This is a genomic window from Joostella sp., from assembly GCF_048266025.1.
GTDB lineage: Bacteria > Bacteroidota > Bacteroidia > Flavobacteriales > Flavobacteriaceae > Galbibacter > Galbibacter atrarenae.
Map to the genome: position 1 here is coordinate 130313 of NZ_JBLXAF010000004.1, position 20631 is coordinate 150943.

Annotated in this window: 22 protein-coding genes; 12 read left to right on the forward strand and 10 right to left on the reverse strand. The window is 33.2% G+C overall.

All coding sequences use genetic code 11. The features are described from left to right. Nucleotides 1–48 precede the first annotated feature (48 nt). Nucleotides 49–1116, reverse strand: coding sequence for a DUF3810 domain-containing protein (locus ACN0TY_RS09390; RefSeq protein ID WP_417444285.1), 1068 nt, complete (start codon nt 1114–1116; stop codon nt 49–51). 161 nt (nt 1117–1277) lie between these two features. On the opposite strand from ACN0TY_RS09390, the gene ACN0TY_RS09395 reads away from it, so the two are divergent. Continuing rightward, the gene (locus ACN0TY_RS09395) at nt 1278–2744 is read left to right on the forward strand and encodes an aminoacyl-histidine dipeptidase (protein ID WP_417444286.1); all 1467 of its coding nucleotides are present in this window, start codon (nt 1278–1280) and stop codon (nt 2742–2744) included. A gap of 34 nt (nt 2745–2778) precedes the next feature. Beyond that, entirely contained in the window at nt 2779–3774 is a 996-nt protein-coding gene (locus ACN0TY_RS09400) for an alpha/beta fold hydrolase (protein WP_417444287.1), read from the forward strand. Nucleotides 3775–3866: 92 nt separating this feature from the next. Here the strand turns inward: ACN0TY_RS09400 and ACN0TY_RS09405 are convergent, their stop codons facing one another. From ACN0TY_RS09405 to ACN0TY_RS09415, 3 genes are all read right to left on the reverse strand, one after another. Continuing rightward, complete coding sequence (locus ACN0TY_RS09405; protein ID WP_417444288.1) at nt 3867–4982, reverse strand: peptidylprolyl isomerase; 1116 nt, start codon at nt 4980–4982, stop codon at nt 3867–3869. A gap of 85 nt (nt 4983–5067) precedes the next feature. Beyond that, on the reverse strand, nt 5068–5655 hold the full coding sequence (gene gldI, locus ACN0TY_RS09410; protein WP_417444289.1) for a gliding motility-associated peptidyl-prolyl isomerase GldI: 588 nt from the start codon (nt 5653–5655) through the stop codon (nt 5068–5070). Beyond that, on the reverse strand, nt 5652–6665 hold the full coding sequence (locus tag ACN0TY_RS09415; RefSeq protein ID WP_417444290.1) for a DHH family phosphoesterase: 1014 nt from the start codon (nt 6663–6665) through the stop codon (nt 5652–5654). The genes gldI and ACN0TY_RS09415 overlap by 4 nt, the downstream gene beginning before the upstream one ends. A 75-nt stretch (nt 6666–6740) precedes the next feature. Between ACN0TY_RS09415 and ACN0TY_RS09420 the strand changes: the two genes are divergently transcribed. Both ACN0TY_RS09420 and ACN0TY_RS09425 read left to right on the forward strand, forming a co-directional pair. Beyond that, nucleotides 6741–7769, forward strand: coding sequence for an alkaline phosphatase D family protein (locus ACN0TY_RS09420; protein WP_417444291.1), 1029 nt, complete (start codon nt 6741–6743; stop codon nt 7767–7769). Nucleotides 7770–7940: 171 nt separating this feature from the next. Next, complete coding sequence (locus tag ACN0TY_RS09425; RefSeq protein ID WP_236958816.1) at nt 7941–8360, forward strand: nucleoside-diphosphate kinase; 420 nt, start codon at nt 7941–7943, stop codon at nt 8358–8360. Between the two features lie 102 nt (nt 8361–8462). Here ACN0TY_RS09425 and ACN0TY_RS09430 read toward each other — a convergent pair whose 3' ends face one another. Beyond that, nucleotides 8463–8759 carry a DUF721 domain-containing protein gene (locus ACN0TY_RS09430; RefSeq protein ID WP_236958815.1) on the reverse strand — a complete coding sequence of 99 codons (297 nt, stop codon included), beginning with the start codon at nt 8757–8759 and terminating at the stop codon, nt 8463–8465. Between the two features lie 102 nt (nt 8760–8861). Beyond that, nucleotides 8862–9275, reverse strand: a complete 414-nt coding sequence (locus ACN0TY_RS09435; protein ID WP_417444292.1) for a lipocalin family protein — start codon at nt 9273–9275, stop codon at nt 8862–8864. 242 nt (nt 9276–9517) lie between these two features. On the opposite strand from ACN0TY_RS09435, the gene ACN0TY_RS09440 reads away from it, so the two are divergent. Then, nucleotides 9518–10180 carry a hypothetical protein gene (locus ACN0TY_RS09440; protein WP_417444293.1) on the forward strand — a complete coding sequence of 221 codons (663 nt, stop codon included), beginning with the start codon at nt 9518–9520 and terminating at the stop codon, nt 10178–10180. On the opposite strand, the gene recF is transcribed toward ACN0TY_RS09440, so the two are convergent. Beyond that, nucleotides 10177–11259, reverse strand: a complete 1083-nt coding sequence (recF, locus tag ACN0TY_RS09445; RefSeq protein ID WP_417444294.1) for a DNA replication/repair protein RecF — start codon at nt 11257–11259, stop codon at nt 10177–10179. The two genes, ACN0TY_RS09440 and recF, sit on opposite strands and share 4 nt — an antisense overlap. Nucleotides 11260–11388: 129 nt before the next feature. Between recF and ACN0TY_RS09450 the strand changes: the two genes are divergently transcribed. The 7 genes from ACN0TY_RS09450 (at nt 11389) to ACN0TY_RS09480 (ending at nt 18023) form a co-directional block, all read left to right on the forward strand. Beyond that, on the forward strand, nt 11389–12159 hold the full coding sequence (locus tag ACN0TY_RS09450; RefSeq protein WP_236958811.1) for a tetratricopeptide repeat protein: 771 nt from the start codon (nt 11389–11391) through the stop codon (nt 12157–12159). A gap of 70 nt (nt 12160–12229) precedes the next feature. Further along, on the forward strand, nt 12230–12712 hold the full coding sequence (gene ribH, locus ACN0TY_RS09455) for a 6,7-dimethyl-8-ribityllumazine synthase (RefSeq protein ID WP_236958810.1): 483 nt from the start codon (nt 12230–12232) through the stop codon (nt 12710–12712). A gap of 293 nt (nt 12713–13005) precedes the next feature. Beyond that, nucleotides 13006–13359 carry a hypothetical protein gene (locus ACN0TY_RS09460; RefSeq protein WP_236958809.1) on the forward strand — a complete coding sequence of 118 codons (354 nt, stop codon included), beginning with the start codon at nt 13006–13008 and terminating at the stop codon, nt 13357–13359. Further along, nucleotides 13359–15197 carry a DNA mismatch repair endonuclease MutL gene (gene mutL, locus ACN0TY_RS09465; RefSeq protein ID WP_417444295.1) on the forward strand — a complete coding sequence of 613 codons (1839 nt, stop codon included), beginning with the start codon at nt 13359–13361 and terminating at the stop codon, nt 15195–15197. Before ACN0TY_RS09460 ends, mutL begins: the two co-directional genes overlap by 1 nt. 16 nt (nt 15198–15213) lie before the next feature. Continuing rightward, complete coding sequence (locus tag ACN0TY_RS09470; RefSeq protein WP_236958807.1) at nt 15214–15957, forward strand: rhomboid family intramembrane serine protease; 744 nt, start codon at nt 15214–15216, stop codon at nt 15955–15957. 155 nt (nt 15958–16112) lie between these two features. Then, on the forward strand, nt 16113–16979 hold the full coding sequence (locus ACN0TY_RS09475) for a rhomboid family intramembrane serine protease (protein WP_417444296.1): 867 nt from the start codon (nt 16113–16115) through the stop codon (nt 16977–16979). A 30-nt stretch (nt 16980–17009) separates the two neighbouring features. Next, the gene (locus ACN0TY_RS09480) at nt 17010–18023 is read left to right on the forward strand and encodes an endonuclease/exonuclease/phosphatase family protein (protein WP_417444297.1); all 1014 of its coding nucleotides are present in this window, start codon (nt 17010–17012) and stop codon (nt 18021–18023) included. Here ACN0TY_RS09480 and ACN0TY_RS09485 read toward each other — a convergent pair. From ACN0TY_RS09485 to lepB, 3 genes are all read right to left on the reverse strand, one after another. Beyond that, on the reverse strand, nt 18012–18332 hold the full coding sequence (locus tag ACN0TY_RS09485) for a DUF6122 family protein (RefSeq protein ID WP_417444298.1): 321 nt from the start codon (nt 18330–18332) through the stop codon (nt 18012–18014). The two genes, ACN0TY_RS09480 and ACN0TY_RS09485, sit on opposite strands and share 12 nt — an antisense overlap. Nucleotides 18333–18371: 39 nt before the next feature. After that, nucleotides 18372–18992 carry a WbqC family protein gene (locus tag ACN0TY_RS09490; RefSeq protein WP_417444299.1) on the reverse strand — a complete coding sequence of 207 codons (621 nt, stop codon included), beginning with the start codon at nt 18990–18992 and terminating at the stop codon, nt 18372–18374. A 78-nt stretch (nt 18993–19070) separates the two neighbouring features. After that, nucleotides 19071–20627: a signal peptidase I gene (gene lepB, locus ACN0TY_RS09495; protein WP_417444300.1), complete on the reverse strand. Its 1557-nt coding sequence runs from the start codon at nt 20625–20627 to the stop codon at nt 19071–19073. Nucleotides 20628–20631 lie beyond the last annotated feature (4 nt).

The following is a 20631-nucleotide window of genomic DNA, read 5'->3' on the forward strand; positions in this document are numbered from 1 at the left end:
CGTAAAAATATAAAATTATGTTGCAAAATCAACATTTAAAACGAGTTACTATAGCTTTTTATCTTTATAATAATTTACGAGCAGCGCTACTACATAACTGTAACTTTTAAGCCCTTTTTTTTGATTATTTGCCTTTAAGAAAGAGTTGAATGTATTTTTAAAAATAGGCTCTATATCTGTTTTATGTTCTCGCCAGAAATCGGCCACTTCGATATAGTTTTTTATAATTCCAGGATGGATTTCTTCATTGTAAGTTTCATACTTTTTAATGTCTCTTCTCTTTACTTCAGCTAAACAATATCTAAGCACATAAAGGTATCCCGAATATTTAAAGTATAGATCGTTATTAGCGGTGGTAGCAAGAAAAGCAACAAAATTAGCTTCGTTTTCTGCTGAATATCCTATTTGATGTGCTTCTTCATGGCAGCTTACAGTTGGATACTTAAAGTCTATTTGGAGTCCGTTTACTTGCGCTTCATTTGTAAACGGATTTAAATAACCGCTGTATCCCATGTATGTTAATGCCGTGCTATAAAGAGAGGTTTTTATGCTCTTTGGATGATAAGAAAAAGCAGGGATTTTTTCTGAAAGTGTATGATATCCTGATATTGTTTTTTGATATATTTCTGATTTTGAATACGGGATTTTTACCATCACAGAATCATTTTTTGTAAGCTGAAAATGAATTTCGTTGCTTTTTGTAATCAGTTGTTCTGTAAAACTGTAAAGTTCTTCAGTGGTATATTCATCAGAAATATTTAACTTTTGATGTATTGGGAGTCGGTAATAATTTAATCCCCAAAGTATGTGGAAAAAAAAGTATATCACAGATAGAGCCATCAAAACTTCACGAATAAAATATCGGGTTTCAGAAAACAGTAACTTTCCACGGAGTATAAAAAAACGAATGATAAGAATGGCAACCGCGGTATAAAAAATATCTCCCACAGAAAAAGGAATCCAGCCTAGTAAAAACCTAAGAACTTTAGAAATACCTTGATAGATAAAATTACTATAATATTTTTCAATAATCTCAGGGTAGTACGCCAACCATTTTATTAAAATAAATTGGGGAATTATAGATAGCGCGATGTGCGTTTTTACTCGGTTGGACATGGAACCAAAAATAGAAATAAATTACTTTATAAGAAGTAGTATTAACATAGTTATAATATTAGTTGGTCCTATAAATAATGCTTTGTTTACTTAGTTTTATAATAGCCTTATAACTTTTTAAAAAAGCAATGCTTATTTTTGTGAAAATCTAAGTATTAAATATGAATTCAGAGATTAGAGCCTTACAGCCAGAAGAAGTTTGGAATAAGTTCGCCGATTTAAATGCGGTACCAAGACCTTCAAAAAAAGAAGAACAAGTTATTGCTTTTATGATCGACTTCGGAAAGAAGCTCAATTTAGAGACTTTTAAAGATGAGGTTGGAAATGTTATAATAAGAAAGCCTGCAACTGCGGGAATGGAGAATAGAAAAGCAGTGGTGTTACAGTCGCATTTAGACATGGTGCATCAAAAAAATAATGATACTACTTTCGATTTCAATACTCAGGGAATTGAGATGTTTGTAGAGAATGGATGGGTAAAAGCCAAAGGAACTACATTGGGTGCAGATAACGGACTAGGAGTAGCGGCTATTATGGCAGTTTTAGAAAGCACGTCTATAGAACATCCGGCGATAGAAGCCTTGTTTACTATAGATGAAGAAACAGGGATGACTGGTGCTCAAGGATTAAAAGGTGGTGTTTTAAATGGAGAGATTCTTTTAAATCTTGATACGGAAGAAGATGATGAAATAGATATAGGATGCGCTGGAGGAGTAGATTTAAGTGCTAAAAGAACTTATAAAGAGGAGGAAACTCCAAAAGATGTAAAAGCATACAGAATTTCTGTAAAAGGATTGCAGGGTGGCCATAGTGGTATGGACATTCATAGAGGTTTTGGGAATGCTAATAAATTAATGAATCGCTTGCTTTTTGATGGTTTTGAGAATTTTGGACTTAGAATCGCAAATATTGATGGTGGTGGATTAAGAAATGCTATTCCAAGAGAAAGTGAAGCTGTTATTACTATAGATGAGATTCATCATGATGCTTTTGCATTAGAGTTTAATCAGTTGGCAACAGTAATTAAGAAGGAGTATAAAACAATGGAACCTTCTTTGACTATTACTGCGGAAGTGACAGAAACTCCAACACATGTTATGGATATCGGTGTTCAGGAAGGAATTACGAGAGCTCTGTATACTGCACACAATGGTGTTTATGCTATGAGTCCAGACATGGGAGATTTGGTGCAAACCTCTAATAATATTGCACGTGTTAAGATAGGAGATGGAAATATTGAAGTTTTATGTTTAACACGTTCTTCGGTAGAGTCTTCGAAAATAGATTTAGCAAACTCGCTAAGAGCAGCTTTTGAACTTTGTGGTTGTGAAGTGAAATTAAGTGGCGAATATCCTGGTTGGAAACCAAACCCAGACAGCGCAATTTTAAAAGTCCTTAATAGTAAATACCAAACTTTATTTAATGAAGTGCCAGATGTAGTTGCTTGTCATGCAGGTTTAGAATGTGGAATTTTAGGACAGAATTACCCAGAAATGGATATGATTAGTTTTGGGCCTACTATAAAAGGAGCACATTCTCCAGATGAGAGAGCTAATATTGCATCGGTAGAAAAGTTTTGGAAGTTTTTACAGGAGATATTAAAGGATGTTCCAGTAAAGGAATCATAGAAATATATACTTTTTAATTTTCTAAATAATTGATATGAAGAATGTATTTGTGGCAATCTTTTTTTTAAACTTTTTTGCAGTTTCAGCACAAGAGAGTGAATTAAAATGGTTGGATTTAATGCTTACGAATTATGAATATCCTTATGAAGTGCATTATAAGGAAATAAAATCTCAAGAGCAGGATTTAAAAATGGCTTATATGGATGTAAAGCCTGCTAATTATAATGGTAAAAATATAGTTTTATTTCATGGTAAGAACTTTAATGGCGCTTATTGGAAGACAACTATAGATGCTTTAACAAAAGAAGGGTTTCGGGTGATTGTTCCAGATCAAATAGGTTTTGGGAAATCTACAAAACCTTTACATTATCAATACAGCTTCCAGCAATTAGCAGAAAATACAAAAGCTATTTTGGATGAAATTAAAGTTAGTAAAACTACCATTTTAGGGCATTCTATGGGAGGTATGTTGGCCACTCGATTTGTGTTAATGTATCCTGAAGTTTCAGAAAAATTAGTTCTTGAGAATCCTATTGGACTTGAAGACTGGAAACTGAAAGTTCCTTACAAACCTATAACATGGTGGTATCAGAATGAGCTTAAAAAGAGCGCTGAAAGAATTAAGAAATACCAATTGGAGAGTTATTATGATAATAAATGGGAACCAGAATATTCAGAATGGGTGAATTTATTGGCAGGTTGGACACTAAATTCAGATTATAATGTAATTGCATGGAATGCAGCTCTTACTTATGATATGATTTTTACGCAGCCTGTTTTGTATGAATTTAAGAACATTACTTGTCCTACTTTGTTAATTATAGGAACAAGAGATAGAACAGCTTTAGGGAAGCCATTGGTAACAGCAGAGGTTAGAGAGACAATGGGACTTTATAAGGAGCTTGGGAAGTTAACGCAAAAGCGTATTCCTAATGCTGAACTTGTTGAAATTGAAAATACAGGGCATTTGCCACACATCGAAAAATTCGATAAGTTTATAAAACCACTAGTTTCTTTTCTTGAAGATTAGTAGTTTTTAGCTAATAAAAAAGAACCCCGGAGATCTACAGATCTTCGGGGTTCTTTTTTGATATATGTGAGAAATACTCCTCGTTAATATATTTATTCTTGGATACCAATCATTTCAAGGTCAAATACTAAGTTTGTATTTGGAGCAATTGGTCCGTAACCAGCTTCACCATATGCTAAATAAGAAGGGATAAACAAACGTACTTTATCTCCAACACTCATCATCATTAATCCTTCTTTAAACCCAGGAATAATAGTAGCATCTGGACTAATTGGCATCGGTTTAGGTGCGTACAAACCTCTATCTCTTTTTCCTGGATTTACATTTCCGAATTTCTCTGCTATTTCTATTGAGCTTGTATCAAATATATTTCCATCTTCAAAATATCCTGTGTAATTTATTAAGGCAGTTTGTCCAACAGCTGGTTTTTCTCCATCTCCTTTTTCAATCATAAGATATTGTAATCCAGAATCCGTAGATTCAGCTTCTTCTTTTTGAGCAACAAATTCAGCAGCAATAGCTTTTTTAGTTTCTTCAAGTGCTTTTAAAGCCTCTTCGGCTTCAGCAAAAGAACCTGCAAATACTTCAGCAGCATCAAAATTCTTAGCCTCTTTTCCATTACGAACTATTTGAATATGGTTTATAATAACATCTTCAATAGGTTTGTCTTTTGTCATAGGGTCTTGAGAAGTTTTTACATTAGCAATCGTATCAACAACAGCTATACCTTCTACAACTTCTCCAAAAACGGTATGTTTTCCATTTAAAAATGGAGTTTCTTTATGTGTGATAAAAAACTGACTTCCGTTAGTCCCAGGACCTGCATTTGCCATAGAAAGAATTCCCTTTTTGTCATGTTTTAGGCTATCTACAATCTCATCTTTAAATTTGTATCCAGGATTTCCACTTCCTGTAGCTGTAGGATCCCCACCTTGAATCATAAAGTCTTTAATTACACGGTGAAAAATAACTCCATCATAATAAGGTTTCCCTTTTAAAGAATCTATAACATAAGTGTTAGTTCCTTCTGCTAAGCTTACAAAATTGGCTACGGTAACTGGCGTTTGCTTGTAAAAAAGTTTAACAACCATGTCTCCTTTATTGGTTTGGATATCTGCATACATACCATCTCCTAAATCTGAATATTTAGAGCTAGAACATGAAGTTAGCACAATGGCTAAAATGAATAGATAACTTAGTTTTTTCATTGAATTGATTTTTAAATTGATTGTTTTTCTCACCGTGTGAGGTTATTTATAATGCGATATCGTTATCGAGTTTTATTTATTATAATTATTCAGCTTGTTTTATATTTTCAGACTCTTCAGAAACACTGTCGCTAGCCTTTTGTACTATGTCAAGCAATGTGATAGTGCTTATAACTGCTTGGTTGGTGCCTACTTTATCTTCATCTCCATGGTAGCCATATGCTAATGATGATGGGAATAGAAAGGTTGCTTTTTCACCTTCTTTTAGGAGTTTTACAGCGGTACGTAATCCTGGGAAATAGTCTTCTTTGTCTATTCTAAAATCTACAATTCCAATTTCTTCACTCGTATAAATAGTTTCATTATTAAGAGTTCGGATATCGTAATTTATTTTTACTACATCACCTTCTTTTGGAGTGTAACTTTGTGTAGAGTCATGAACATTAAAATAATACGAATAGCCGTTAGAAGAGGAGTGATATGTGTTAGCAGTATCCCTAGCAATAATACTATCTATAAGCTTTTCTTCATAGTCTAGCAATCCTTTATTGCGCTCTATAGATGCTCGCATAAAAGATCCCGACTTCACACTTACTGGGCGTCTTGCCTCTGGCTGTTTACAAGCAGTAAATAACACTATTATAGCAAGTATTGGTAAGTAGGTTTTTATCATTGTAATTGGGCTTTGTAATCTTTTAATATATTTTCAAACTGCTTTGTTGTTTCTGGAAGTGAAACTTCACTTCTTCCTCCAGCAGCATTTGTATGTCCGCCACCATTATAGTAACTTCTAGAAAATTCATTTACAGAGAAATCTCCTTTAGAGCGAAGAGAAATCTTTATAATATCTTCTTGGACACTTTCAATAAAAATAACAGCAAACTTAACTCCTTGTAATGATAGTCCGTAGTTAACAAAACCTTCGGTATCTCCCTTTTTATAATTGTATTGCTGTAATTCTTCTCTAGAAAGCGTAATGTAAACGGTGTTGTATTCTGGTAATGCTACCAGGTTTTTTAAAGCACAACCTAATAGGTGTAATTTATCAATTGAGTTTGTATCAAAAATAGCATTATGAATATAGGCGTTTTCGGCTCCTTTATCAATCAGATTTGCTATTATTCTATGGGTGTTACTAGTAGTGGAAGGGAAGCGGAAAGAGCCTGTGTCTGTCATAATACCTGCATATAAGCAGCTAGCAATTTCAGCAGTAACTTTATCAGTATCATCTAAAAAATCAATAAAATTATAGATCATCTCACAGGTACTACTCATAGAAGTATCAGAATACATAAAACGTGCATAATCGTCTGGCGCTTGATGGTGATCAATCATGATATAATCCCCAGTAAAGTCTTCAAGAGCTGTTGCAACTTCATCAATCCTACTTAGCGAATTAAAGTCTAATGTAAATACCAATTCGGCCTCTTTTATCTTACGAGAAGCAAGGTCTTTTTGGAATTCATATTTTACAATAGTCTCCTCTCCAGGCATCCATTTTAAGAATTCAGGATAGTCGTTTGGAGCAACAACAGTGAGTTGATGGTTGTATTGTGCTAAATAATGATAAAGCCCTAAGCAAGATCCAATAGCATCGCCATCAGGGTTTTTATGTGGTATAATAACTATCTTTTTTGGACTAGATAGTATCGATTTTAGTTGTTCTATATCTGTTACTTTCATGGTCGGCTAATATACGATATAATAATATAATACTTAAAAAAAGGAATAGTACATTTGTAGCCTAAACTATAGCTAATGCGTGTATTTGTTATTGTGTTTTTACTTGTAATTCTTTGTAATGGATGTAAAACAGTAAAAACTACAACCTATCCTTTAACAGGAGATGATTTTGTGATTGCCTTTGGTTCTTGTAATAAGCAAGATGAAGACAATTTACTTTGGGATGATGTATTAAAAAATAAGCCTTCTGTATGGATTTGGGGTGGTGACAATATATATTCTGATACCGATAACTTCCGTGAAATGCGTAAAGATTATGAAGAGCAACGTTACCAAGATGGATATCGGGAATTAAAAAAATCGGTTGATGTTATTGGTACTTGGGATGATCATGATTACGGATTGAATGATGGCGGGGCAGAGTGGAAAATGAAAGCCCAAGCTCAAGAGTTATTTCTTAACTTCATGGATGTGCCAAAAAATGATCCTCGTAGAAATCAAGAAGGGGTTTATCACGCTAAAACCTATCATACAAATGCTGGTGACGTCAAGGTCATAGTGTTGGATACTCGTTATTTTAGATCGCCACTTACCAAAAATTTAGGAGATGATGGTAAACGTTTTATGCCGAATCCAAAAGGAGAAGGGACCATATTGGGAGCGGAACAATGGCAATGGCTTACTAAAGAGCTTACAAATTCTACAGCTACTTTTAATATTATTGTTAGTAGTATCCAAGTGTTATCTAATAAGCATGGTTTTGAAGCTTGGGGGAATTTTCCTGCGGAAGTTGATAAACTTTTTAAATTGATAAAGGTAAGTAAAGCAAAACGTGTTTTATTGCTTTCTGGTGATAGACATATTTCTGAATTTTCAGAGATTAATATTAGTGATTTAGGATATCCTTTGATAGATTTTACTTCCAGTGGATTAACACATACTTACGAAGCTTATTCTGGTGAAGAAAATCCATACAGAGTAGGAGAGGTTGTGAATCAGAAAAGTTTTGGTTTACTAAAATTAAACATGAAAAATCACCATGTAAAGATGCAAATGATAGGGGACGGGAATCGTGTTTTAAATGAGTTGGAGCAGGCTTATTAAGTGTTTTTAATGTTTTTAAAGCGCTTGTTTTCAGTATAAAAACCTATTTTTTTATCTCGATCAAGAAAAGTCAAATAAAACCATTACTTTTGCGGCAAAATTAAGAAAGCCCATATTGGGCGTTTGGTAATATGCAGTTTATAAGTAACTGCGAAATTATATTAAAAGAAAATGGCAACAAACAGAACATTTACAATGATTAAGCCTGATGCTGTAAAAAACGGTCATATCGGAGCTATTCTTGAAAAAATTACTGGAGCAGGATTTAAAATCGTTGCGATGAAGTATACGCAATTAAGTAATCGTGATGCTGGAGAATTTTATGCAGTTCATAACGAGCGTCCGTTTTTCGGAGAGTTAGTAGAGTTTATGACTAGCGGTCCTATCGTTGCTGCAATCCTTGAAAAAGACAATGCAGTAGAAGATTTTAGAACTTTAATTGGAGCTACAAATCCAGACGAAGCTGCAGAAGGTACTATCCGTAAATTATTTGCTACTTCTATTGGAGAAAATGCAGTTCATGGTTCTGATAGCGATGAAAATGCAGCTATCGAAGGTGCTTTTCATTTCTCAGGAAGAGAGATCTTTTAAGTAGAAGTCAGCGTCCATATAGATTTTGTAATAAAGTCTAAGACAATTAATGACATAAGTAAAAAGCTCCATTTTCAACTTGAAAATGGAGCTTTTTTATGTTTATCTTAGAACGATACTTTTTACAATATCCTTGCCCAATTCTTCATTGAGCATTTTTATGATTTTTTCTTTTCCGTAGCTAAGTTCTTCCCGTAATACAGAAGAAGATAGTGAAACATGAAGCGTGTCTTGCTTTAATTGTACCTGAGTTGTATAATTATTTACACCATTACCCATTAAATTCTGCCAAGCATTTCGAACGTCCACCTTATCCATACCTTTTTCTAATTTGTTTTCTGTAACAAAATCTTTAAGTACATCGTTAATAGTGCGGTATTCGTTTCTTCTTTTTGCCATTGTAATTAGTGTGTATGCTGTTTTTATTCCTGAATAGAGGAAATTCTGACTCCTCAAAAGGATTGATTATAAAGTTGTAAGATTACGTAGCTTAATAAACGTTTATTTTAATGAAAACTTTTCAAAACGTTTATAGAAATAAGTTTTATCCTGTTCATTAGAAACTCCAAATCTATCTTTGGTAAGGATTTCTATTTTTTCTCGCCTTTCCGACTCTTCATTTTTATAAACTATATAAAAATCATCTCCTTCTTTTTTTATGCTGAAATTTTCATATTCTTTCATGCTAGTAAAACGACCGTCCAATCTAGGCATTACCTTTTCGCGAGTTCCTACAGAGTCTTTTATTTGAATATAATCTATCACTGTATTCACCTTATATTCTTTATCATCTCCAGAAGGAAAAGTCACCTTTTCAATCTCCCAATATCCATTTAAAAGAGATATATCTTCAATTTTCTGCTGATTGCAGCTTACCAGAATAAGACTTAATGCGATGAGAATTTTAGCTTTCAAAAGATGTAGATTTTTATAAAACAAAGGTAGCTAAAAGTTGTGGAGTAAGAGAAATTTGAAAGATAGATTTTTAAAAGTATAGCAGTAAATAGGATTTCAGAAAGTGTGTAAATGTAAATCTTCATTCGGGTTAATTAAATTGTTTTACAGCCTGTCCAGTGAAAACAACAGTTGAGTAGTTTTAATTTTCGTTGCTAGGATTGTATTAAGAATTTTGAATAGTTTATTAAAAAATATAAACCATGGAGCAGACGATTAAGATTTTTATTTACGTGCATGCCTTTTTCGGGGGATTAGGATTAATAACAGGACTAGGAAGTGTAATTGTTAAAAAGGGAGGTAAACTACATCGTAGAATGGGGAAGTTGTTTTCTGTTGGAGTGATTACAAGTTCATTAATTTCTATTCCGATTTCATGGATGCCAAATCATGAAAATCCTTTTCTCTTTCTTATCGGGTTGTTTACTATTTATTTGGTGGTTTCTGGCAATCAGATATTGACTTTTAAGTCGAAGGATAAAAAGCAAGTAAAGCCGATTGATAAATTGATATCAGGAAGTATGCTGTTCCTATCTATACTTATGGTTTTATATGGCGTTTTTGGTTTTGTAATGGGGAGTTCTGCAAATATACTTTATGCCTTTTTTGGAGCTTTTGGGTTATCGCTATCAATAAAAGATTTTCTATTTTATAAAAACCATAATAAGATAAAAAATGGCTGGTTGTCTAATCATGTAGGAAAAATGATTGGCGCTTTTATAGCGTCGGTTACGGCATTTATTGTGGCAGGACTAGGCGTAGGAAGCCTTATTGCTTGGATATTGCCATCTGTACTAGGAACCTTTTATATTATTTACTGTAGGAAAAAGTTAAAAGTAAAGACTACAAAAGTGAGTCCAATTTAATCCAAAGTAATCATCTTATACGATTGATGCGTTTCTTTAACTACATGCTCCGTTCTCTCAGCATGGGTGTCGCTAATAAATATTTGTCCAAATTCATCTTGGTCAACAAGGGATATAATCTGACTAACACGGTTTTCATCAAGCTTATCAAAAATATCATCTAGGAGTAAAATAGGTGTGTGTCCTGCTTGAGCTTTTATAAAATCAAATTGAGCTAATTTTAAAGCGATCAAGAATGATTTTTGTTGCCCTTGACTCCCAAATTTTTTTATGGGGTAATTCCCAATCTCAAAACTTAAATCGTCTTTATGAGTTCCAACAGATGTGTATTGTAGCGCTTTATCTTTGTTTAAATTTTCAGCGAAAAGTGTTTCTAAGTCTTTGTCTAGTAGTTGACTTTGATAGCTGAGGTTAATTTCTTCTTTCCCTCCAGAAATAGAAGCATATCTTTCTTTAAAAATCGGAATAAAAGTTTCTAAGAAGTCTTTTCTTGCATCGTATATTTTGTGGCCATATTCGTGCAATTGCTGATTGTAAATAGCTAATGTGTCAGAATTAAAAGTATTATTTAATGCGAAATACTTTAAAAGTGAGTTTCGTTGCGCCAATACTTTATTATAATTAATAAGATTTTGTAAATATGGTTTGTTGCTTTGTGAGATAACACTGTCGATAAATTTACGTCTCGTCTCACTTCCTTCAATAATTAAGTCTCTATCAGCTGGAGAAATAATGACTAAAGGGATAAATCCGACATGTTCTGAGAGTTTATCATAAATTTTTCCGTTACGTTTTATAATCTTTTTCTGACCTTTTTTTAGGCTACAAATGATTTTTTCCTGCTTTTCGTCCCTTGTAAATTCACCGTCAATTACAAAAAAACTTTCTCCGTGTTTAATATTTTGTGAAGCTACAGGATTAAAATAACTTTTCCCAGTGGAAAGTAGGTATATCGCATCGAGAGCGTTTGTTTTACCAATACCATTTGGGCCAACAAAACAGTTGATTTTGGCATCGAATTCGAACTGCTGCGAAGCGAAGTTTTTAAAGTTTATAAGAGATAATTTTTGTAATTGCATTTGTAGGATACTACTTTGTTTAAATTCTTAGCTTTCTAACAAGTTGCAAATTATTGAAAATAATCAAATAAATTCCCTTTCCTATTTCAATAAAAATTTTATTTTTGCGAGGCTTAATTAAATATAGACATGGCAACGTACAAGAAAAGAGGCTATAAAAAACCATCACATTCTGAAGAAAATTTAGATAATGTAAATTATGATGGTCAGAGTACAACGGAAGAAGTTTTTAATACTTTAGATGAAAGTGCGGGTAGAACAGAAGAATGGGTAGCTAGAAACCAGAAATATATATTGGGAGGAATAGGAGCTGTTGTACTTGTAGTACTTGCTTTTTTAGGATACCAACAATTTATTTTACAACCTAAAGAGGCAGAAGCTTCTAACGAAATGTTTTTTGCTCAACAATATTTTGATGAGGCAGTAAATAGTACTGCTAAAGATTCTTTATATGGATTGGCTTTAAATGGAGCAGATGGTAAATATGGTTTACTAGATATTATAGATAACTACGGAGGTACAAAAGCGGCTAACCTTGCACATTACACTGCTGGAATGGCATACTTGAATACACAGAAGTATGATGAAGCTATAAAATACCTTCAAGATTTTAAATCTGATGATGTTATTTTAAGTTCTTTGGCTAAAGGAGGAATCGGAGATGCATTTGTTCAAATTGGTCAAGAGTCTGACGCATTAGAATATTATGAGAAAGCAATTTCTAATTCTGATAATGCTTTTACAACTCCTAAGTTTTTATTCAAAGCTGGAGTTTTATCTATGGAAGCTGGAGACACTGCTAAAGCATTAAAATACTTCAATAGAATTAAAAACGAATATTCAGACTCAGAAGAAGGAAGAATTATAGATATCTATATTGGAAAAGCAGAAGCGCTTTAGAAGTAGTTAATTGAAAAATGATCATTAATTTTATTATTCAATGGTTACCAATTAACTTTACATAAAAAATATGGCTACAGAAAATAAAAATTTATCAGTTTACGATAAAGCAACAATCCCAAATGCGAAAGACTTTCGATTTGGGATTGTTGTTTCAGAATGGAATTCAGAAATAACAGAGGGTCTTTATAAAGGCGCTATGGAAGCTTTGTTGGATTGCGGAGCTCAAGAGGAGAATATCATGCGTTGGGATGTTCCAGGGAGCTACGAGCTTACTTATGGAACTAAGAAAATGATTAAGAAGCACCAGCCAGATGCAATTATTGCAATAGGAAGTGTGATCCAAGGAGAGACGAAGCATTTTGACTTTGTTTGTAGCGCTACTGCACAAGGAATAAAGGACTTAAATGTTCAATACGATACTCCCGTAATATTTTGTGTACTTACCGATAATACGATGCAACAAGCCATTGATAGAAGCGGAGGGAAACACGGAAACAAAGGAACAGAAGCTGCAATTGCTGCAATCAAAATGGCTGTGCTAGGAAACTAATCTAGCATTTACATACTTAAAAACATTATTATAATAATACGAACTTGAAGTTATTATGTGTTAATAACTTGGGTGTTTTGGGTGCTTTTTGTTGAACTAAGTTACGATAAATTACTGCTTGTTTATTAAGGTGTTTTTCTGCTGATAAATTTTTATCTTTATGGGGAATTTGGGGGCGTGAACAATCTTTATGCTAGGATAATCTTAATAACTTTTAAGAGTAATTACACGTAATTCTATTCCTTTTTAAGTAATTTTGATATTTACCTCAATATACAGATATTGTAGACTTAATGGCATGCTTTTTAGTTTGGCATTATTATTTCATTTATAATTTTAAAAAAACAGAAACCGTGGGACTTCCATCACTTTTTAAGTCGAGAGCCAATAAAGCGTATAACTATACGCCTAGGTATTATGATGAAAGAAAAGAACGTTTAGAAAATCTTATGAAAAGTAAGGAACCACGTTCTAATGAAGATTATTTTAAGGGATATCGTAAGAAGTCTTATCGTGATGATTGGAAAACGGTAAGATCTACTTCTTCAAGTATGAATGGGAGGATTCGTTTTATAGTAATTTTGATTTTTTTACTGATGTTCGCAATGGTAGCAGTAAGATATATTAATTTAGATACAATTATTTAATGGCAGATATTATTCAGCTTTTACCCGACCATGTTGCAAATCAAATTGCGGCTGGAGAAGTGGTACAAAGACCAGCATCTGTTGTAAAAGAACTTATTGAAAATGCTGTAGATGCAGGGAGCACTTCCATAAAACTAATCGTTAAGAACGCAGGTAAAACACTTATTCAAGTTGTAGATGACGGAAAAGGAATGAGTGCTACAGATGCGCGTTTATCTTTTGAACGTCATGCTACTTCCAAAATAAAAGCTGCCGAAGATTTATTTCAATTACATACAAAAGGATTTCGTGGAGAAGCATTAGCTTCTATCGCTGCGATTTCTCATGTTGAAATGAATACAAGGCAAGAAGATGATGAGGTTGGTACACAGCTAAAGATTGAAGGAAGTAAAATAGTAGACCAAGGGGTTACAGTAACTCCCGTGGGAACTTCTTTATTGGTTAAAAACTTGTTTTTTAATATTCCTGCAAGAAGAAATTTCTTAAAATCGGATACGGTAGAGTTAAGGCATATTATTGATGAATTTCAGCGTGTGGCGTTAGCACACCCGAATATTCAGTTTGATTTTTATAATAATGGGAGTGAACTTTTTAATCTTCCAGCGTCTAATTTACGCCAGCGAATAGTTCATATTTTTGGAGGAAAAACGAATGAAAAATTAGTTCCTGTTGAGGAGGATACGGAAGTAGTAAATTTAAGTGGTTTTATCTGTAAACCTGAATTTGCGAAGAAAACACGTGGAGAGCAGTTCTTTTTTGTGAACAACCGTTTTGTGAAAAACTCTTATTTACATCATGCCGTTTGTGCTGCTTTTGAAGGTTTGATAAAAGAACAGACACATCCGAGCTATTTTTTGTTTTTAGAAGTAGATCCATCAGGAATCGATATTAATATACATCCTACTAAAACGGAAGTTAAGTTTGACGATGAGCACGCACTATACGCTATTTTACGAGCTTCTGTAAAGCATAGTTTAGGGCAGTTTAATGTGGCGCCTGTATTAGATTTTGAAAGAGATGCTAACTTAGATACACCTTATAATTATAAAAGTAAGAATGCCGATTTTCCAACGGTAGAAGTAGATGCTAATTTTAATCCGTTCGAAAAGGAATCTAAAGGCAGTATTAATGTTGGTTATCAGAAGAGAGAAAAGCCACAGGCTAGTTGGGAGAATTTATATGTCGGCTTAGAGAAAAAATCAGATTTTAGTTCTATTGAGTTTGAATCTGAAGAAGTTACAGGGTCTTTGTTTAATAATACTAAAGAGCAAGAAGTATCTGCCACTAGTTACCAATTGCATAAAAAGTATATTGTAACGACTATTAAATCGGGAATGGTAATTATAAACCAACACCGAGCGCACCAAAGAGTATTATATGAGCAATATTTAAAGAATATAACAATAGATAAAGGTGTGAGTCAGCAATTATTATTTCCTTTAAAATTAAGTTTTACAAAGACGGAAATAGCACTTTTAAAAGAATTAAAAGACAGTTTAGAGAATACAGGTTTTTTATTTTCTAATTTTAAAGATGAGGAAGTCGAAGTCAGCGGGATTCCTTTAAATATATCAGAAAGCGAAGTAGGGATTATTGTAGATCAGTTATTGTCCGATTTCCAATCGGAAGTACCAGAGTCTTCTTTATCTCAAGCAGATATTTTAGCAAAAGCAATGTGTAAAACACTTGCAGTAAAAAGTGGAGAAGTGTTGAATGTGGCATCTCAAGAAGTGTTAGTTAATAATCTTTTTGCGACCAAAGAGCCAACAGTTTCCCCTTTTAATAAGCCAACATATATTACTATGACGGTGGAAGAAATAGATAAACGATTTTTATAAAACTAAATTCCAAGCAATGGGAAGAGTTACCGATGCTGTTAAGCATTTATTAATCATTAATGTGTTGTTTTTTATAGCAACGCAACTTTTAGGTCAACAAATGTATGATTTGTTTTCACTATGGTTTCCTAAGAATGAACACTTCCAACTTTGGCAAGTTGTAACGCATATGTTTATGCACGGAGGCTTTATGCATATTCTTTTTAATATGTATGCATTATGGGCTTTTGGTACTCCTTTGGAGCAAATTTGGGGGAAGAATAAGTTTTTCTTTTTCTATTTTTCTGCAGGTTTAGGAGCGGCATTAATCCATACGCTTGTAAATTATTATTATTTTAATTCTGGTATGGATACTTTGATGGCAAGCGGGTTTAGTGAAGCTGATATTATGAGTGTTATTAGGGAAGGAAAATATGATACAGCGTGGTCCAGTGTACTTTCTGAGGGGACATTGCAGAATTTCTTAGGTGCATATATGACACCAGCTGTGGGAGCTTCTGGGGCTATTTATGGAGTTTTGGTTGCCTTCGGAATGATGTTTCCTAATGCTGAATTAATGCTTATATTTTTACCAATTCCTATCAAAGCTAAATACTTTATTCCGATAATTATTGGATTGGATTTATTCTCTGGAGTGACTGGATATTCTATTTTCGGACAAGGAATAGCTCATTTTGCGCATATTGGAGGAGCTTTATTTGGCTTTATAATGATGTGGTATTGGAAGAAAAACCAGTTTAACGGCAATCGTTGGAATTAAAAAAACACACAAAAGAAGTATTAAGACTGAAGAGGGTAGAGAGGATGTAAATTAGAGCTTTAAAAGGGGTTAACGTTTAAAAAAAAATATTTTAAAGCATACAAAATATAATACTTGACTTATTTAAGTGTTATAAAACAGAAATAAAATAACTAATGAGTATAACAAACGATATAAAATACAAGTTTTCTACACTTAATATTGCCGAGAAAATCATTGCCGTAAATGTGGTTATATTTATATTGAATGCTTTATTGGTTTTCTTTCTGCAATTAAGTTCCGATTCAATATCTCGTTGGTTTGAGTTACCTAAGAGTTTTTTTGGATTCTTAATGCAACCTTGGTCTATTGTTACCTATGCTTTTTTGCATGCAGGACTGATGCATTTGCTGCTCAATATGTTGATGCTGTATTTTTCTGCTAGAATATTTTTAAACCTTTTTAGTAAAACATATTTTCTTAATGTTTACTTTCTAGGAGCAATTTCTGGTGGTGCACTTTTCTTATTAAGTTATAATGTTTTTCCAGTTTTTTCGAGGGTAGATTCTCCTCTTATTGGAGCTTCGGCTGCTGTAATGGCTATATTAATTTTTATATGTACATATCTTCCAAATCAAGAGGTGAGAGTCATATTTTTTAATTTAAAATTATGGTATATTGGTGCTGCTTTTGTATTATTGGACTTGGTGCAGATACCAATTAGTAATTCGGGTGGTCATATTGCGCACTTAGGAGGTTCATTGTTAGGTTTTGTTTATGCTAAAAAGCTTCAAGAAGGGACCGATATTGGTGCTTGGTTTGCTAAACTACTTTCTTCGATTAAGAATATGTTCAATAAAGAGAAGAAATCACCTTTAAAGACGGTGCATAAACAAAAACAGACATCAGCATCTAAAAGTAAAGCTTCTAAGAATGAACATCAGAAACAAATAGATGCTATCTTAGATAAAATAAGTAAAAGTGGGTATGATAGCTTGTCAAAAGAAGAAAAAGACTTTCTATTTAAAGCAGGCAAAGAATAAGATACTTAAAAAGATAATATAATACGAACTATGAAGAAGCTTAACTGGGTTGATAAAGGGATTTTCTTTGTGAATACAGTATTTGCTTTTCTTTTACAGTTAAGTCTTTTAGTTCCATATATCCCCATTAAATCCTTCCCAAAGACAGCAATTTTTAGTCTTGCAACGCCTATTTTAATTATCTTAAATATTCTATTTTTAATTTATTGGGTTTTAAAATTAAAACGACAATGGTTACTTTCTTTTATCATTCTGTTATTAGGTTATCAACAGGTTTCTTCATTTTATAAATTTGGTGGCACATCTAATGTGGTGAGTGATTCTTACTTGAAAATAATGACTTATAATGTCCGTATTTTTGATCTTTATAAATGGATGGGGCGTGATGGTGTTTCAGATGAAATACTGGCTATGATAACAAAGGAGGAGCCTGATATTTTATGCCTGCAAGAGTTTCATGACTCCAAAGAACTTAAATTTAAAATGTATCCTCATAGTTTTATTAACTATAAAACAAAAGGGACGGGGCAAGCCATTTTTTCTAAATACCCAATAACAAGTAAAGGCTCATTAAACTTTCCGAATTCTCAGAATAACGCTATTTATGCTGATATAGTTAAGGGGAGTGATACAATTCGTGTTTATAATTTACACATGCAGTCTTTTCATATCAATCCTCAAGACGAAGAGATATCTCAAGAGAATTCTAGCAAAATAGCGAAGCGCATGGGAGCTGTATTTTCAAAGCAGCAAGTGCAAACAGAGATTTTTGTTTCACATAAAATAGAATGCCCTTACAAAACGATAACGTGTGGGGATTTAAATAATAATCAATATTCTGCAATATATAAACAGATAAAAGGGGATGATATAGATACTTTTGATGAGAAAGGAAGTGGTACAGGGAAAACCTATTACTTTAAGTATTTCCCATTTAGAATCGATTTTATTTTTGTTGATGAAGAGATTCCCGTAATATCTCATAAAAATAGATATGAGAAGCTTTCTGATCATTACCCAATAATATCTCAATTACAGATTTAATTGCGCTAAAAAGCAATCTGTAACGTCTGCTAGGATATGTATAATAAGTGCTAATCCTATAATCCTCGTCTTTTTGAAGAATAGAAATAGAATGTACAAGGCAATCATGTAATAACTATGGAAAAAATGAAATCCTACACTGCATCTATTGATATCGAAAATAGGGTTTGCCCATAAATGATCAATGTCAATTATAATTCCTAGCAATAGAATGATGCTTGCTTTTTTAAAATCCTTTCTGAAAAATAAATAGGCAACAACTATTGGAACAATAAAGTGAATCCCATAATGAATTATAAAACGAAGCATAGTAATAAATGAGATTTTAAGCGTTAGAGCGTTTGCCTATTAAAATTCTAAGCCGTCTAAATAATTCAATGCATTTGTACCTTCATTAAAAAGTAAATCCATCCCATTTAAGTTTTCTATAAACCCATGTCTATCATCAAATACTTGAGTATAAGGAGTGAAATTGCACTTCTTTTTTCCTTTGGCTCTAGCTAAACCGCGGTGGTCTATAAAATGGTTCGCTTCTTTTTCAAATTCAGTAGTAAAAGAAAAATCCAATTCCAATTGAAAACATTCAGCAAGAAGTTCTATACTTTCCATGTTCATATCGAACAAAAACTTATGCTTCTTTTCGAAAAATGGAACGAATTCATCTTCATAATACTCAAAAAAGGGAGATGTTCTGTAAGCAGTTTCTATAGATCTCCAATGTTGCTTTTTCCAATCAAAATTATCTTCTAAAGTTACATCTTTATATTTTTGATGCTGGTTCCCTTTGGTGTGCTTTATAGGGATAGAAAGCATTTGTAGTCCATTTGGACTGTAGATGTAACTTCTGTTTCTATACGTTTGTTTTTGGTAATTATCCTCTTTTTCAAAAACAATATCACCTCCTGTTTTATTTATAACTGCCCAATGAGCAACAGAAGGAAAGTATGTTGGATGAATTACAGTTTGCATTGATTAGTTTGTAAAGTATGAATCGTTTCTAAAGTTAAAAGTGATAAAGTATGTTGTTTTTTGATAACAATAATACTACTAACTATTTTCCTTTTTTCGTTTTCTGAATTTACTAATTCCATACCAAAGTGCTACAACAACTAAGAAGTATACTAGGTAAGAACGTGGTTGTCCGCTTCCGCCAACAGTTGTAAATACTCGATCCCAACGAACTTTATTCCAAAATGCTCCTGAGGCATTAGAGTCGTAGCTAAACCATATAAATACAGGTTTCCCAACAATATGGTTTGCTGGAACATAACCCCAGTAACGGCTATCTTCAGAGGCATGACGGTTGTCTCCCATCATCCAGTAGTAATCTTGTTTAAAAGTATAAGAATCTGCAACTTCTCCGTTAATTAGAATTTGATTACCGTTAACGGCGATAGTATTGCCTTCATATTCTTTAATAATGCGCTTGTAAAGAGGTAAAACTTTAAGGTTTAAAGGAACAGTTTTTCCTTCTTGCGGAATATATATTGGTCCGAATTGATCTTGATTCCATTTGTAATCATCAGCATTAGGAAATACAGAAGACATTTTTGTTGATCCTGCTGATTCGATATTTCTCTTAACGCTAATAACATTAGGGTTGTCTCTTAGTTTATCCGCAGCAGCAGCAGTCATTGCAGAGAAGAAATAAACCCCTTGCTCCACTTGTCCAAACCTACCCGTAACTCCATAACGCTCATACATATATCTAGGCGTAAGTTGCCCTTTTGCTTTTACGTAATATGAAAATTGTGGTCTTGCTCTGTCTGGTAAAACAGTTTGCTTTCCGTTGATGTAAACAAATCCGTCTTTTATGGAAAGTGAATCTCCAGGAAGTCCTACACAACGTTTTACATAGTTTGATTTCTTATCTATTGGTTTTCTGATCTTACGATGCGTAATTTTGAAAAACTGCTCCACTGTATCTGTAGGCCAGCTAAAAACAACAATATCATTACGTTTTATGTCTTGTAACCCAGGAAGTCTAAAGTAAGGTAACTGTGGTTTATCTAGATATGATTTTTTGTTTATTACAGGAATAGTATCATGTACCATCGGGAATGCAACCGTAGTCATTGGAGTTCTTGCTCCGTAATGAAATTTACTAACAAATAGGAAATCTCCAACCAATAATGTCTTCTCTAAAGACGAAGTTGGGATTACATAAGGTTGCATAAAATAAGTATGTACAATCGTGGCAGCAACTACTGCAAAGAGTATAGAACTAACCCATTCTCCAGTAGCAGTTCTTGGCTTTAAACTACGATCTTTAATGTATTCTACATCTACAGCGTAGTTAATATAATAGATATAAAAACCTAAAGTTAACACTGCTAACCATGTATCTGTAGTACTTTTTCTTCCAAAACTTCTTAATGTTTCTACCCAAATAACAGGGAACATAATAAGGTTTATAATGGGAATGAAAAGTAAAATAACCCACCACCAAGGACGGTTAATTATTTTCATTAAAATAACTGCATTATATACAGGAACTAGTGCTTCCCACGATTTTCTTCCAGCTTTAACATAGAGCTTCCAAGTACCTAAAAAGTGAACCACTTGAAGGATTAGAAAGAAAATAAACCATTGTGTAATTGTCATAGTA

What these genes read in the sequence shown, in the direction of transcription:
- ACN0TY_RS09480 (WP_417444297.1), top strand. Translation starts at nt 17,010, where the DNA reads ATGAAGAAGCTTAACTGGGTTGATAAAGGGATTTTCTTTGTGAATACA.
- ACN0TY_RS09400 (WP_417444287.1), top strand. Translation starts at nt 2,779, where the DNA reads ATGAAGAATGTATTTGTGGCAATCTTTTTTTTAAACTTTTTTGCAGTT.
- gldI (WP_417444289.1), bottom strand. Translation starts at nt 5,655, where the DNA reads ATGATAAAAACCTACTTACCAATACTTGCTATAATAGTGTTATTTACT.
- ACN0TY_RS09425 (WP_236958816.1), top strand. Translation starts at nt 7,941, where the DNA reads ATGGCAACAAACAGAACATTTACAATGATTAAGCCTGATGCTGTAAAA.
- ACN0TY_RS09420 (WP_417444291.1), top strand. Translation starts at nt 6,741, where the DNA reads ATGCGTGTATTTGTTATTGTGTTTTTACTTGTAATTCTTTGTAATGGA.
- ACN0TY_RS09390 (WP_417444285.1), bottom strand. Translation starts at nt 1,116, where the DNA reads ATGTCCAACCGAGTAAAAACGCACATCGCGCTATCTATAATTCCCCAA.
- lepB (WP_417444300.1), bottom strand. Translation starts at nt 20,627, where the DNA reads ATGACAATTACACAATGGTTTATTTTCTTTCTAATCCTTCAAGTGGTT.
- ACN0TY_RS09395 (WP_417444286.1), top strand. Translation starts at nt 1,278, where the DNA reads ATGAATTCAGAGATTAGAGCCTTACAGCCAGAAGAAGTTTGGAATAAG.
- ribH (WP_236958810.1), top strand. Translation starts at nt 12,230, where the DNA reads ATGGCTACAGAAAATAAAAATTTATCAGTTTACGATAAAGCAACAATC.
- ACN0TY_RS09475 (WP_417444296.1), top strand. Translation starts at nt 16,113, where the DNA reads ATGAGTATAACAAACGATATAAAATACAAGTTTTCTACACTTAATATT.
- mutL (WP_417444295.1), top strand. Translation starts at nt 13,359, where the DNA reads ATGGCAGATATTATTCAGCTTTTACCCGACCATGTTGCAAATCAAATT.
- ACN0TY_RS09490 (WP_417444299.1), bottom strand. Translation starts at nt 18,992, where the DNA reads ATGCAAACTGTAATTCATCCAACATACTTTCCTTCTGTTGCTCATTGG.
- recF (WP_417444294.1), bottom strand. Translation starts at nt 11,259, where the DNA reads ATGCAATTACAAAAATTATCTCTTATAAACTTTAAAAACTTCGCTTCG.
- ACN0TY_RS09460 (WP_236958809.1), top strand. Translation starts at nt 13,006, where the DNA reads ATGGCATGCTTTTTAGTTTGGCATTATTATTTCATTTATAATTTTAAA.
- ACN0TY_RS09430 (WP_236958815.1), bottom strand. Translation starts at nt 8,759, where the DNA reads ATGGCAAAAAGAAGAAACGAATACCGCACTATTAACGATGTACTTAAA.
- ACN0TY_RS09470 (WP_236958807.1), top strand. Translation starts at nt 15,214, where the DNA reads ATGGGAAGAGTTACCGATGCTGTTAAGCATTTATTAATCATTAATGTG.
- ACN0TY_RS09485 (WP_417444298.1), bottom strand. Translation starts at nt 18,332, where the DNA reads ATGCTTCGTTTTATAATTCATTATGGGATTCACTTTATTGTTCCAATA.
- ACN0TY_RS09405 (WP_417444288.1), bottom strand. Translation starts at nt 4,982, where the DNA reads ATGAAAAAACTAAGTTATCTATTCATTTTAGCCATTGTGCTAACTTCA.
- ACN0TY_RS09415 (WP_417444290.1), bottom strand. Translation starts at nt 6,665, where the DNA reads ATGAAAGTAACAGATATAGAACAACTAAAATCGATACTATCTAGTCCA.
- ACN0TY_RS09440 (WP_417444293.1), top strand. Translation starts at nt 9,518, where the DNA reads ATGGAGCAGACGATTAAGATTTTTATTTACGTGCATGCCTTTTTCGGG.
- ACN0TY_RS09450 (WP_236958811.1), top strand. Translation starts at nt 11,389, where the DNA reads ATGGCAACGTACAAGAAAAGAGGCTATAAAAAACCATCACATTCTGAA.